Origin of the sequence: Streptomyces sp. CB00316 (assembly GCF_001905595.1) — a bacterium.
Classification (GTDB): Bacteria; Actinomycetota; Actinomycetes; order Streptomycetales; family Streptomycetaceae; genus Streptomyces.
In genome coordinates this window covers 197,617-210,552 of the sequence record NZ_LIXI01000011.1, presented here as the reverse complement: position 1 = coordinate 210,552, position 12,936 = coordinate 197,617, and the positions used below count along the sequence as shown (strand labels likewise).

The 12,936-nt window shown below is 72.2% G+C and carries 13 protein-coding genes and 1 tRNA gene; 7 read left to right on the top strand and 7 right to left on the bottom strand.

The window, feature by feature from the left end; translation table 11 throughout:
• Positions 1 to 55: 55 nt before the first annotated feature.
• A complete protein-coding gene (locus tag AMK21_RS27915) occupies positions 56 to 1,453 on the bottom strand; it encodes a GntP family permease (protein WP_073881947.1) in 1,398 nt (465 codons plus the stop codon).
• 11 nt (positions 1,454 to 1,464) lie between these two features.
• Entirely contained in the window at positions 1,465 to 1,974 is a 510-nt protein-coding gene (locus AMK21_RS27910) for a gluconokinase (RefSeq protein WP_073881946.1), read from the bottom strand.
• Positions 1,975 to 2,105: 131 nt separating this feature from the next.
• Between AMK21_RS27910 and AMK21_RS27905 the strand changes: the two genes are divergently transcribed.
• The 3 genes from AMK21_RS27905 (at position 2,106) to AMK21_RS27895 (ending at position 4,592) form a co-directional block, all read left to right on the top strand.
• Positions 2,106 to 2,807: a FadR/GntR family transcriptional regulator gene (locus AMK21_RS27905; RefSeq protein ID WP_073881945.1), complete on the top strand. Its 702-nt coding sequence runs from the start codon at positions 2,106 to 2,108 to the stop codon at positions 2,805 to 2,807.
• Between the two features lie 70 nt (positions 2,808 to 2,877).
• The gene (locus tag AMK21_RS27900) at positions 2,878 to 3,963 is read left to right on the top strand and encodes an S-(hydroxymethyl)mycothiol dehydrogenase (protein ID WP_073881944.1); all 1,086 of its coding nucleotides are present in this window, start codon (positions 2,878 to 2,880) and stop codon (positions 3,961 to 3,963) included.
• Entirely contained in the window at positions 3,963 to 4,592 is a 630-nt protein-coding gene (locus tag AMK21_RS27895) for an MBL fold metallo-hydrolase (RefSeq protein ID WP_073881943.1), read from the top strand. The genes AMK21_RS27900 and AMK21_RS27895 overlap by 1 nt, the downstream gene beginning before the upstream one ends.
• Before the next feature lie 12 nt (positions 4,593 to 4,604).
• Here the strand turns inward: AMK21_RS27895 and AMK21_RS27890 are convergent, their stop codons facing one another.
• Positions 4,605 to 5,549 carry an RluA family pseudouridine synthase gene (locus AMK21_RS27890; protein WP_073881942.1) on the bottom strand — a complete coding sequence of 315 codons (945 nt, stop codon included), beginning with the start codon at positions 5,547 to 5,549 and terminating at the stop codon, positions 4,605 to 4,607.
• Positions 5,550 to 5,611: 62 nt separating this feature from the next.
• Positions 5,612 to 5,699: transfer RNA gene (locus AMK21_RS27885), tRNA-Leu, on the bottom strand.
• A 183-nt stretch (positions 5,700 to 5,882) separates the two neighbouring features.
• Between AMK21_RS27885 and AMK21_RS27880 the strand changes: the two genes are divergently transcribed.
• The 3 genes from AMK21_RS27880 to AMK21_RS36955 all read left to right on the top strand — a co-directional run bounded on the left by AMK21_RS27880 (position 5,883) and on the right by AMK21_RS36955 (position 8,555).
• A complete protein-coding gene (locus AMK21_RS27880) occupies positions 5,883 to 7,217 on the top strand; it encodes a M20/M25/M40 family metallo-hydrolase (RefSeq protein ID WP_073881941.1) in 1,335 nt (444 codons plus the stop codon).
• Positions 7,218 to 7,381: 164 nt separating this feature from the next.
• A complete protein-coding gene (gene chpH / locus AMK21_RS27875; protein WP_015607544.1) occupies positions 7,382 to 7,615 on the top strand; it encodes a chaplin ChpH in 234 nt (77 codons plus the stop codon).
• A 139-nt stretch (positions 7,616 to 7,754) separates the two neighbouring features.
• Positions 7,755 to 8,555, top strand: a complete 801-nt coding sequence (locus AMK21_RS36955; RefSeq protein WP_073881940.1) for a chaplin — start codon at positions 7,755 to 7,757, stop codon at positions 8,553 to 8,555.
• Positions 8,556 to 8,664: 109 nt separating this feature from the next.
• On the opposite strand, the gene AMK21_RS27865 is transcribed toward AMK21_RS36955, so the two are convergent.
• Entirely contained in the window at positions 8,665 to 8,853 is a 189-nt protein-coding gene (locus AMK21_RS27865; RefSeq protein ID WP_003970138.1) for a DUF5703 family protein, read from the bottom strand.
• 47 nt (positions 8,854 to 8,900) lie between these two features.
• Here AMK21_RS27865 and AMK21_RS27860 point away from each other — a divergent pair, with 47 nt between their 5' ends.
• Positions 8,901 to 9,563, top strand: coding sequence for a hypothetical protein (locus AMK21_RS27860; protein WP_030570140.1), 663 nt, complete (start codon positions 8,901 to 8,903; stop codon positions 9,561 to 9,563).
• Positions 9,564 to 9,614: 51 nt separating this feature from the next.
• Here the strand turns inward: AMK21_RS27860 and AMK21_RS27855 are convergent, their stop codons facing one another.
• Positions 9,615 to 11,900, bottom strand: a complete 2,286-nt coding sequence (locus AMK21_RS27855; RefSeq protein WP_073881939.1) for an ATP-dependent DNA helicase — start codon at positions 11,898 to 11,900, stop codon at positions 9,615 to 9,617.
• Positions 11,897 to 12,880: an aldo/keto reductase gene (locus AMK21_RS27850; protein ID WP_073881938.1), complete on the bottom strand. Its 984-nt coding sequence runs from the start codon at positions 12,878 to 12,880 to the stop codon at positions 11,897 to 11,899. Before AMK21_RS27850 ends, AMK21_RS27855 begins: the two co-directional genes overlap by 4 nt.
• Between the last annotated feature and the right edge of the window lie 56 nt (positions 12,881 to 12,936).

Here is a 12,936-nt window from a genome sequence, read left to right as displayed (position 1 = left end):
GCCGCCCGCCCCAGGGGAGTCCGCCGGGGCGGGCGCTTCTGATCTGCGGGGGGCGCTACAGCAACAGCGACAACACCATGATGAAGGCCATCGCGACCACCGAGATGATCGTCTCCATCACCGACCAGGTCTTCACGGTCTGGCCGACGTCCATCCCGAAGTACTCCTTCACCAGCCAGAACCCGGCGTCGTTCACATGGCTGAAGAAGAGCGAACCGGCGCCGACCGCGAGGACCAGCAGGGCCGCGTGGGCGGTCGACATGTCGGCCGCGAGCGGGGCGACCAGGCCGGCGGCGGAGATGGTGGCCACCGTGGCCGAGCCGGTGGCGAGGCGGATCGCGACGGCGATCAGCCAGCCGAGCAGCAGGGCGGGGATCGACCAGTTCTCGGAGAAGTCCAGGATCATCTGGCCGACGCCGGCGTCGATCAGCGTCTGCTTGAAGCCACCGCCGGCGCCGACGATCAGCAGGATCCCGGCGATCGGGGCGAGCGACTTCTCCACCGTCCCGGCGAGTTTGCCCTTGGTGAACCCGGCAGCCCGGCCGAGGGTGAACATCCCGAGCAGGACGGCGGCGAGCAGGGCGATCAGTGGCGAGCCGACCACGTCCGTCACCCGCTGGACACTGTTGTCAGGGTCGTCGACGACGATCTCGACGAGCGCCTTGAGCAGCATGAGCACGACCGGCAGCAGGATCGTCACCAGGGTGGCGGCGAAGCTGGGGCGGCGGTCCAGGTCCTCGGACGGGCGCTGCGGGATCATCCTCTCCGGGGGTTCGATGTCCACCCAGCGCGCGGCGTAGCGGGCGAAGACCGGTCCGGCGATGATCACGGTCGGGAGGGCGACCAGCACACCGAGCGCCAGCGTCACACCGAGGTTGGCGTCCAGGGCGTCGATCGCGACCAGCGGGCCGGGGTGCGGCGGGATGAGCCCGTGCATCACGGAGAGTCCGGCCAGAGCAGGGATGCCGATCCGCATCAGGGAGTAGTCGCCGCGCTTGGCGACGAGCAGCACCACCGGGATCATCAGCACGATCCCGACCTCGAAGAAGAGCGGCAGCCCGATGATCGAGGCGATGAGGACCATCGCCCACGGCATGGCCCCCCGGCTCGCCTTCGCCAGGATGGTGTCGACGATCTGGTCGGCCCCGCCGGAGTCGGCGAGCAGCTTGCCCAGGATGGCGCCGAGCGCGATGAGGACGCCGACGCTCGCGACGGTGGAGCCGAGGCCGGCGGAGAAGCTGGTGATCGTGTCGGCCGGGGCCGCTCCCGCGAAGGAGCCGAGCGCCAGCGAACCGATGGTCAGCGCCAGGAACGCGTGCATCTTGAGCCTGGTGATCAGGAGAACGATGACGGCGATGCCCGCCAGGACGGCGATGCCCAACTGCGCGTTGCCTGCCGAAGTGATCGGTTCGGCGGCGTCCGCTGCCAGCGTCTCGACGCTGAGACTGGTCACGGTGATGATCCTTAGGTGTCGAGCCGGCGCAGTGCGGCGACGGCTCGCTGGGTGATTTCATCGGGGGTGCCGGACACGTCGACGTCCACCCCGGCCTCGTCGGCCTGGAGCGGCTGCAACGTCGCGAACTGGGAGTCGAGCAGCGCGGTGGGCATGAAGTGGCCCTTGCGGTCCGCCATCCGCTCCTCGATCAGCGCCCGGTCGCCGGTCAGATGCAGAAACAGGGCGTCGGGCGCCTTGGCCCGCAGCCGGTCCCGGTAGGACCGCTTGAGGGCCGAGCTGGAGACGACCCCGCCGAGCCCCGCCCGCCCGTGCGCCCACTCACCGATGGCATCGAGCCAGGGCCACCGGTCGTCGTCGTCCAGCGGGGTGCCGGCCGACATCTTCCCGATGTTCGCCGGCGGGTGGAAGTCGTCGCCCTCGGCGTACGGAACGCCGAGTTCGGCGGCGAGCAGGGGACCGATCGTGGTCTTGCCGGTTCCTGCTACGCCCATCACCACGACGACGTGGGGGATGCTCATGAGGTGCCTCGCTGTCTTCGTCGACATCGGTCCGTCGCGCTACTGAAACCCATTAGGTACGACTTATTCAAGAGCTTGTGATGTATACGTCGTACTTTTTGTTCCCGAGGATCGCCCCGTAGGCTTGACCCATGACCACACAGAGCCAGGGGCTGCATACACATGTGCTGGACACCCTGGGTCTGGAGATCTCCTCCGGCCAGTGCCCGCCCGGCAGCGTCCTGCGCACCGACGAGCTGGCCCAGCGTTTCGACGTCTCCCGTACGGTCATCCGTGAGGTGATCCGGGTCCTGGAATCGATGCACCTGGTCGAGTCCCGCCGCCGCGTCGGCGTGACGGTCCGCCCCGCCGAGACCTGGAACGTCTACGACCCCCAGGTCATCCGCTGGCGCCTGGCCGGCTCCGACCGCCCGCGGCAGCTGCGCTCCCTCACCGTGCTGCGTTCCGCGATCGAACCGGTCGCCGCCGGGCTCGCCGCCCGCCACGCCACCGCCGAGCAGTGCGCCGCGCTCACCGAACGCGCCCTCGGCATGGTCGCCACCTCGCGCGGCCAGCAGTTGGAGGGCTACCTCGAACACGACATCGCCTTCCACCGGATCGTCCTCAACGCCTCCGGCAACGAGATGTTCGCCCGGCTCGGGGACGTCGTCGCCGAGGTCCTGGCCGGCCGCACCCACCACCAGGTGATGTTCGAGGACCCCGACCCGGCCGCCGTCACCCTGCACGTACGGCTCGCCGAGGCGGTCCGCGAGGGAGACCCGGAGGCGGCCGAGCGGATCACCAAGGAGATCGCGGTGGGTGCCCTGCACGAGCTGGACGTCCTGGCCCCGTAGGGGGTGTCCCGGGGCGTACGGTTGTCCGCGATCGATCTTCGCGAAAATCCGGGAGCAGGGAGAGCACGGTATGGCGCAGCAGGTGCAAGGGGTCATCGCACCGGGGAAGAACGAGCCGGTGCGGGTCGAGACGATCGTCATCCCCGACCCCGGTCCCGGAGAGGCCGTCGTGAAGATCCAGGCGTGCGGCGTCTGCCACACCGACCTCCACTACAAGCAGGGCGGCATCAACGACGACTTCCCCTTCCTCCTCGGCCACGAGGCGGCGGGCGTCGTGGAGTCGGTCGGCGAGGGCGTCACGGACGTCGCTCCCGGCGACTTCGTCATCCTCAACTGGCGTGCGGTGTGCGGGCAGTGTCGCGCCTGTCTGCGCGGCCGCCCCTGGTACTGCTTCGACACCCACAACGCCCAGCAGAAGATGACCCTGCTCGACGGCACGGAGCTGTCGCCCGCCCTCGGTATCGGCGCCTTCGCCGAGAAGACCCTGGTCGCCTCCGGCCAGTGCACCAAGGTCGACCCCGAGGTCTCCCCGGCCGTCGCCGGACTGCTCGGCTGCGGCGTGATGGCCGGCATCGGCGCCGCCATCAACACCGGCCAGGTCGGCCGCGGCGACTCGGTCGCCGTCATCGGCTGCGGCGGCGTCGGTGACGCGGCCATCGCCGGGGCCCGGCTGGCCGGAGCGGCGAAGATCATCGCGGTCGACATCGACGACCGCAAGCTGGAGACGGCGCGGAAGATGGGCGCCACCCACACCGTCAACTCCCGCTCCACCGAACCGGTCGAGGCGATCCGGGCCCTCACCGACGGCAACGGCGCCGACGTCGTCATCGAGGCCGTCGGCCGCCCGGAGACGTACGAACAGGCCTTCTACGCCCGTGACCTCGCCGGAACGGTCGTCCTCGTCGGCGTCCCCACCCCGGACATGAAGCTCGAACTGCCTCTCCTGGACGTCTTCGGCCGCGGCGGCTCGCTCAAGTCCTCCTGGTACGGCGACTGCCTGCCCTCCCGCGACTTCCCGATGCTCGTCGACCTCCACCAGCAGGGCCGTCTCGACCTGGCCGCCTTCGTCACCGAGACGATCGGCCTGGGCGACATCGAGCAGGCCTTCGCCCGGATGCACGACGGCGACGTCCTCCGCTCGGTGGTGGTCTTCTGATGGCCGGCCGCATCGACCACCTGGTCACCTCCGGCACCTTCGCCCTCGACGGCGGCGAGTGGGACGTGGACAACAACGTCTGGATCGTCGGCGACGACACCGAGGCGATCGTCATCGACGCCGCCCACGACGCCGCCGCCATCGAGGCCGCGCTCGCCGGCCGTTCGCTGCGCGCCATCGTCTGCACCCACGCGCACAACGACCACATCGACGCCGCCCCCGCCCTGGCGGAGGCCACCGGCGCCCCCATCCTGCTGCACCCGGACGACCTTCCGCTCTGGCAGCAGACCCACCCGGACCGCGCCCCCGACGGTGAACTGACCGACGGCCAGGAGCTGGAGGTGGCGGGCACCACCCTCAAGGTCCTCCACACCCCGGGCCACGCCCCCGGCGGCATCTGCCTCTACGCCCCCGAGCTGGCCACGGTCTTCACCGGCGACACGCTCTTCCAGGGCGGCCCCGGCGCCACCGGCCGGTCCTTCTCGGACTTCCCGACGATCATCGACTCGATCAGGGACCGGCTGCTCACGCTCCCGGGTGACACCACCGTCCGCACGGGTCACGGCGACCCCACCACCATCGGCGCGGAAGCCCCGCAGCTCGACGACTGGATCAAGCGCGGCCACTGAGGACCGCGTACGTCACCCCTCCGGCCAGGCGGAGAGCCGCAGCCCGCTCACGAAGCGGCGCGGCTCCCCGCTGACCGGATCGGTGAACTCCAGCCGCCGCGCCAACAGCTGCAAGGGCCGGGAGAAGTCCTCCACCGCCCCCTCCGCCGCCGGCTCCACCACCGGATACAGCGGATCGTGGACGATCGGCACCCCCAGCGCCTTCATATGGACCCGCAGCTGATGCGTCCGCCCGGTGGCGGGCAGCAACCGGTAGCGGCCCAGCCCGCCCCGCCGCTCCGCCAGCTCCAGCCGGCTCTCACTGTTCGCCTCACCCGGCTCCTCCCGCGCGGCGAGCACCCCGCGCTCCTTCACGATCCGGCTCCGTACGGTCCGGGGGAGGGACAGCTCCGGGTCGTACGGGGCCACCGCCTCGTACTCCTTGCTCACCAGCCGGTCCCGGAACAGCGTCTGGTACGCGCCCCGCTCCTGGGGCCGCACCACGAAGAGCACGAGCCCCGCCGTCAGCCTGTCCAGCCGGTGCGCGGGCTGGAGCGCGGGCACCCCCAGCTCCCGGCGCAGCCGGGCCACCGCGGTCTCGGTGATGTGCCGCCCCCGGGGCGTGGTGGCGAGGAAGTGCGGCTTGTCGGCGACCACGAGATGCGCGTCCCGGTACACGATCCCGATAGGGAAGGGCACCGGCTCCTCGGCCGCGAAGTCCCGATGGAACCAGATGCTCCGCCCGGCGACGTACGGCTCACCGCCCCGCACAGCGCCCCCCTCGGCGCCCACGAACCGCCCCGCGTCGAGCATCGCGCGAACCCGCTCGGCCCCGATCGCCCCACCGAACCGCGCGACGAGATACCCCCCGACGTTTCCCCACACCCCGCCGGGATCCTCGGGCAGCCGCACCCGTACGGCATCGATCCCGTCCCGCTGGGGCAGGGGCCCGACGGACGCCTTCCTGCGGCCCCTCATCCCCGCCCCTTTCCCGCCGAACCCGGTGACGCAAAAGAGCCCCACCGAAGTGGGGCTCCCGCTGGTGTCCGAGGGGGGACTTGAACCCCCACGCCCGATAAAGGGCACTAGCACCTCAAGCTAGCGCGTCTGCCATTCCGCCACCCGGACAAGGTGTCTGTCTCGCGGGCCGTGCCCGTTCCGACGTGGAAAACCATAGCAAACATTCGGGGGTGCTCGATCACGCCCCGATGGCTGTGAACGGTGCGTGACGGGGGGTGCACGGCCTTGGGTGTGGGCGGTGGGCGCGGGAGGATGGGGAGGAGCACCACGGCGACAGCGGAAGGAAGCAGCGTGAGCGAGAGCAGCACGGGCAGCACCGTCGGCGGCGGCAACGCCGAGAGGGAGGTCGTGGACCTCTGTCGTGACCTGATCCGGATCGACACCAGCAACTACGGCGACCACTCCGGCCCCGGTGAGCGGCTCGCCGCCGAGTACGTGGCGGAGAAGCTCGCCGAGGTGGGTCTGGAGCCGCAGATCTTCGAGTCGCACAAGGGCCGCGCCTCCACCGTCGCCCGGATCGAGGGCGAGGACCCGTCCCGGCCCGCCCTGCTCATCCACGGACACACCGATGTCGTCCCGGCCAACGCGGCGGACTGGACGCACGACCCGTTCTCCGGGGAGATCGCGGACGGCTGTGTCTGGGGCCGGGGTGCCGTCGACATGAAGGACATGGACGCGATGACCCTCGCGGTCGTACGCGAACGGATGCGCACGGGCCGCAAGCCCCCGCGCGACATCGTGCTGGCCTTCGTCGCGGACGAGGAGGCGGGCGGCACGTACGGCGCCCGCTACCTGGTCGACAACCACCCGGGGCTCTTCGAGGGCGTCAACGAGGCGATCAGCGAGGTCGGCGGGTTCTCGTTCACCGTCAACGAGAAGCTGCGCCTCTATCTGGTGGAGACGGCCCAGAAGGGCATGCACTGGATGAAGCTCACCGTGGACGGCACCGCCGGGCACGGGTCGATGATCCACAAGGACAACGCCATCACGGAGCTCTCCGAGGCGGTCGGGCGGCTGGGTCGGCACAAGTTCCCCGTCCGCGTCACCAAGACGCTGCGGCACTTCCTGGACGAGCTCTCGGACGCGCTCGGCACCGAGCTGGACCCGGAGAACATGGACGAGACGCTGGCCAAGCTGGGCGGCATCTCCAAGCTGATCGGGGCCTCCCTGCAGAACACCGCCAACCCCACCCAGCTCGGCGCCGGCTACAAGGTCAACGTCATCCCGGGCCAGGCCACCGCCCACGTCGACGGCCGGTACCTGCCGGGGTACGAGGAGGAGTTCCTCGCCGACCTGGACCGGATCCTCGGCCCCAACGTGAAGCGCGAGGACGTGCACGCCGACAAGGCGCTGGAGACCACGTTCGACGGCGCGCTGGTCGACGCCATGCAGACCGCGCTGGTCGCCGAGGACCCGATCGCCCGGGCCGTGCCGTACATGCTCTCGGCCGGCACCGACGCCAAGTCCTTCGACGACCTCGGCATCCGGGGCTTCGGCTTCGCCCCGCTGAAGCTGCCGCCGGAGCTGGACTTCGCCGGGATGTTCCACGGTGTCGACGAGCGGGTCCCGGTGGACGGTCTGCAGTTCGGCGTGCGGGTGCTCGACCGGTTCATCGACAACTGCTGACCGGCCCGCACGAACCGCCGACCGGTCCCGTGCGTGATTCGACTGCCTGTGCGTACGTGACCGAAAGGGTGAAACGCGCCGTTCACGCGTAGCCCCGCTCCACCCTCCTCGTTACAAGGTTTGCGGTCCGCGGCTGGGACCGCACTTTCCAACTAGGAGGAATCATGATCAAGAAGGTCGTCGCAGTTGCGGCTGCTACCGGTGGCCTCGTTCTCGCGGGTGCGGGCATGGCTTCCGCCGACGCGGGCGCCCAGGGTGCGGCCATCGGCAGCCCCGGCGTGCTCTCCGGCAACGTCGTCCAGGTCCCGGTCCACGTGCCGATCAACCTGTGCGGCAACACGGTCTCCGTGATCGGGCTGCTGAACCCCGCCTTCGGCAACACCTGCGTCAACGCCTGACGCTGGTCGTCAACCCGTAAGGGTTTGAGCTCGGCCGGTCCCGGAGTGCGTGCCATGCACTCCGGGACCGCTCGGCATTCGGCTCCCGCACGGTCATGTCCGGGGGTTTTTCGGAAGGCAGAAGGCAGGAAACGAACCTATGCGACAGGTCACTCGTAAAGGCCTGATCACCATGGCGGCGGCGGGCGGGGTCCTCGCTCTCAGTGGCGGCTACGCCCACGCCGACGCCGGGGCGGCCTCGACGGCCACGGGCTCGCCGGGCGTGCTGTCCGGCAACTCGGTCTCGGTCCCGATCGACATCCCGGTCAACGTCTGCGGCAACTCGGTCACCGTCGGCGGTCTCATCAACCCCACCTTCGGAAACGACTGCGAGAACGGGCCGGCGGAATCGCGCCAGGACTCCGGACCGCAGAACCGTATCGGCGGCGGCTCCGGCGAAGGAGCCCAGGCCGGCAACGGGGCACAGGCGGGGAACACCACCGCGACCGACCGGCACGGCGAGCCCGGCACGGGTCGTCACCGGGCAGGTGGCGCCGGTGCGGAAGCGGTCGCGCAGGGCTCGCCCGGCATCCTCTCCGGCAACGCGATCCAGGCGCCCATCAGCGTCCCGGTCAACGTCTGCGGCAACAGCGTCTCCGTCATCGGGCTGCTGAACCCGACCTTCGGCAACAGCTGCTCCAACGACGCCGAGCCGCCGCCCCCGCCGCCGGAGGAGCCGGAGAAGCCGCCGGTCACGCCGGAGACGCCGGTGGACCCGCCGGTCGAGCCCCCGGCCTACCAGCCGCCCGAGCCGAATGTCCCCGGGCCCCAGCTCGAGCCGGAGGAGCAGCTCGCGCAGACCGGTGCGGGGGGCATGGAGATGCTGATCCCGGCGAGCGCCGGACTGCTGCTGGCCGGGATGGGATCGGTGCTCTACCGCCGCTCCCGCAGCGCCGCCTGATCCAGGCGCGCACACCGGTCGGCACCGCAGGACGAGACCGGCAGGACGAACACGGACGGGCCCCGCATCCGCGGGGCCCGTTTCTGTTCTCAGGCGGCGCGTGACCCTGTCACCAGGTGGCTCGAAGCTGACGGATGATCCGTCGGCGCAGCCGCACCCTGCGGCTGCCGTCGCGGCGCAGCGTCAGGCGGTCCAGCTCCCAGTGTCCGTACTCGGCGTGGTCGGTCAGCAGTCGGGCCGCTTCCTTGCGGGAGACCCCGCGCGGCACGTACACGTCGACAAATTCGTATTCCGGCATCGCATCTATTGTGCGGGCAGAGCCCCGGTACGGATAGCGTCTGCACTATGTCTGATGCTGCGCAGCCCACCGCTGCCGAGGTACGTGCCGCCGCCGAGGCGGTCAAAGCCGCGATCGACCGTCACCTCGACGCGGTCGAACGCCGTACCGGGGACGACGACCCCGCCGTCTACGAAGCGTTCAACTCACTGGCCGCTGCGGCCGAGGTCTACGACGAGCTCCTCTACGACCGCTACGACGAGGTCACCCCCTTCGAGATCCCCGGCGCGGACGACTCCCTGCCGCCCTACGCCGGACCGGCCGAGCCCAGCGCGCTCAGTGTGCTGATCCGGCGCGACTACGCGGTCGCGGAACCCCAGCGGCTGCTCGCCCAGGCCCAGCGCCTCGCCGACATCGACGAGGGACCCGGCGCCGACGGCGCCACGACCCCGGTGGTCGGCACCAGCGTCCACGCCGCGCTCGGCATGCTCTTCGGCGAGTACGAACCGGACGAGATCGCCTCCCGGCACAAGGAGTTCGGCCTTGAGGAGGGAGACTCCACCCTCTGGGTCTCGGCCGCCGATGCGCTGCCCGAGCCGGGGGAGTGGCTCGGCGCCCCGTTCGAGGACGCCGATCCGGAGCTGGTGGTCTGCCGCTTCGACGTCAGCGCCGTCTTCGACGAGGAGGAGCTGGACGAGGAGCTCGACGAGCCGGCGGCGGGCCGCGCGTGACATGACAGCGGGCCCGGGCGCACGTTGCCCGGGCCCGCTGTCATGCGTCGCTCAGGAAACCGAGGTGGGCGTCGGGAGGGCCTCCAGAAGCGGCCGCAGGCGGGTCGTCCGCTCCTGGGCCGGGATCTGCGCCACCGCGTGCGGGAGCGCCTGGTCCACCCCGTGCACCACGGACAGGTGGCGCTCGCCCCGGCCGAACGCGGTGTAGACCCACGGCCGACTCAGCCCCGCCGCCGCGTCGCCCGGCAGCACCACCACCACGGCGGGCCAGCGCATCCCGGCCGCCTGATGGGCACTGAGCGCCCAGCCGTGCCGCACCGCCGACTCCACCCGCTCCTGCGGTACGACGACGGGGACGCCGCCGCAGTCCAGGTGCAGCCCCTCGGCGTCGGCCGAGCGCACCACGCCGGGGACCGCACGGCCGGGCGCGGGGACATGGATCACGCGGTCCCCCGGGTCGAACCCGCCGAAACGGCCGGGACCGGGGTTGAGCCGCTGCTTGAGGGCCTCGTTGAGCGCCCGGGTCCCGGCCGCCCCGCCGTGGCCCACGGTGATGACCTGGGTGTCGTCGGCGGGGATGGAGAAGGCCCGGGGCACCGAGTCCGCGACCAGCTGCACCGTGCGGTGGACGGCCTCGCCCGCATCGCGGACCGGGACGATCACGACCTCCTTGCCGGGGGCCTCGACCTGGGTCAGCTCACCGATGCCGATGCCGGAGACCAGCTCGCCGATCGGACCGGGGTCCGGCGTACGGGAGACGACCTGCGGGCACGCGCGTGCGGCCAGCACGTCCGCGAAGACCCGCCCGGCACCCGCCGAACCCAGCACACCGGGGTCACCGCTCAGCACCAGCCGGACGCCGTCCGCCAGCGCCTCGACCAGGACGGCCGCGCCCTCCACGTCCAGCTGGGGGGCGTCCAGCACCACGAGCAGGTCCAGGGCGAGCGCCCCGTCCTCGTCGCGGCCGGGGCCCTCGGCGCCGGAGAGCAGCCCGGCCAGGGTGACCGCCGCGTCCGGGGCGCCGACCGCTTCGGCCAGCCGGCGGCGGCCGCCCTCGCTGTGGGTGGCGCCCAGGGCCCGCAGCCCCAGGCCCCGCGCCGCCGCGATCAGGGCGGCGGGCTCGGCCCGCGCCGCCTCGCCGCCGCTGTGCGCGACCAGCCCGGCGGTGGCCGCCGTACGGATCAGCTCGGCGGCCGAGGGGGAGGGCGCGACGGCTGCCGCCTCCGCCCAGTCGGCGCCCTTCTCGCAGGCGTTCATGAGGCGGGCCAGGCCGTCGGCGAGGCTCTCCTCGGCCAGCGCGTACCGGTCCAGGCCCAGCAGCACCTGGACCGGCTCCGGTGCCTCGGTCTCCGCCGGTGCCTCGCCGTCCTCCTCGTACGCGGCGGCCGGCTCCGTGGGCTCCGTGCCCTCCTGGAAGACCAGGGCGACACCCTCCTCCACGGCGTTGCGCACGGCCTCCTCCGGGTCGTTCACCGCACGCTCGGCGAGCGCCGCCCGCACGGCCTCGGCGTCCAGCGCCGTGTGGCCCTGGAGGGCGGCACGCTCCAGCAGCCAGCCGACCAGCGCCGCCGTGCGGCGCCCGTCGTCCGGGCCGCACGCGGCGCCCAGCAGGGCCCGGGCGAAGCCGTCCGCCTGCTCGGGGCGCACGCCCGGGACCGCCAGCAGCTGCCAGGGGTCGGCGCGCAGCAGCTCGGCGGCCTGTTCGCCCAGGGTCCCGGTGGCCGGGCGGGCCAGGGCCGGGGGGGCCTCGCCCTCGGCGAGGACCGCCCGCACCGCGTCCGTGGCCTCGGGCGACGCGGTCCGGTCGACGGGGGCGGCCGGGGTGGGCGTGGGGTGGGGAGGCTGGCCGGCGGGCGCCGGGGCGGCGCGGCGGGGCGCGGGTGCGGCGGCGGGGGAGTCGAAGAACTCCGCGCCCGCCTTCTCGCCGCTCTCCACGGCCCGGACGGCCGCCAGCAGGTCGGCGGCGGTGCCGCTCAGCTTCGTACCGGCGGGGACGGGACCTTCCTTATCGGCCTTGCGCTTCGCGATCTTCTCGCGCAGTTCACGCTGGGCGGCCAGCTCGGCCTGCGCCTCGGAGAGCGCGGCGGCGGCCGCCGCGTCGCCCTCTTCGCCGGTGGGAGCATCACCGGCAGCCGCGTCACCTACGGGCGGATCCTCCGTAGAGGTCTCCGCGTCGTCGGAGCCGTCCGCTGCGGGCTCCGTGTCTTCGGCGGACTCGTCGGCGTCGGGCGCTTCGGCGTGCGCGGGGCCTTCGGCGTCGGTGGCCGCCGGGGGCTCGGCGCCCTGCGGTGTGTCCGTGCCGAGGGTGCCGGGGGTCTCCCCGGGAAGCGCAGTCACAGCGTGCTCCAGTCCTGGTCGGGATAGCGGTGCACGGGCGCCGACACGTCGTCGAGCGCCTGGCAGATCTCGTAGGGAAGACTAAGCGCCTCCACTGACAAAGCCTCCGCGAGCTGCCCGGCGTTGCGCGCACCGACGATCGGGGCGGCCACCCCCGGCCGGTCCCGCACCCAGGCCAGGGCCACGTGGAGGGGGCTCGTCGCCAGGCCGTCCGCCGCCGTCGCCACCGCGTCGGTGATCCGGGCCGCCGCGTCGTCCAGATACGGCTCGACGAAGGGGGCGAGCCGTTCGGAGGCGCCCCGGGAGTCGGACGGGGTGCCCTGGCGGTACTTGCCCGTCAGCACGCCACGGCCCAGCGGAGAGGAGGGCAGCAGCCCGATCCCGAGGTCCAGCGCGGCGGGCAGCACCTCCCGCTCGATGCCCCGCTGGAGCAGCGAGTACTCCATCTGCGTACTGGCCAGCCGGGTGCGCACCCCGGGCGCGGCGAGCTGCCAGGTGGCGGCCTTGGCCAGCTGCCAGCCGCAGAAGTTCGACACACCCGCGTAGCGGACCCGGCCGGAGGAGACGGCCAGGTCCACCGCCTGGAGCGTCTCCTCCAGCGGGGTCGCCGGGTCGAAGGCGTGGACCTGCCACAGGTCCACGTAGTCCGTGCCGAGCCGTTCCAGCGAGGCGTCCAGGGCGGCCAGCAGGTGCCCGCGTGAGCCGTTGAAGCGGCGGTAGGGGTCGGGGACGTTGCCCGCCTTCGTGGCGATGACCAGATCGTGGCGCGGCACCAGGCCGCCCACGAGCCGCCCGAGCAGGTATTCGGCCTCCCCGCCCCCGTACACATCGGCGGTGTCCACCAGGGTGCCGCCCGCGTCCCAGAAGGCCTTGAGCTGGTCGGCGGCGTCGTCCTCGTCCGTGTCCCGGCCCCAGGTGAGGGTGCCGAGCCCGATCCGGGACACGCGTAGGCCGGTGCGGCCGAGATGCCTCTGCTCCATGGGCGCTGAGATTACTGGCCATGGCCCCACCGGGTGCAGGCCTGTGGACAACGGGA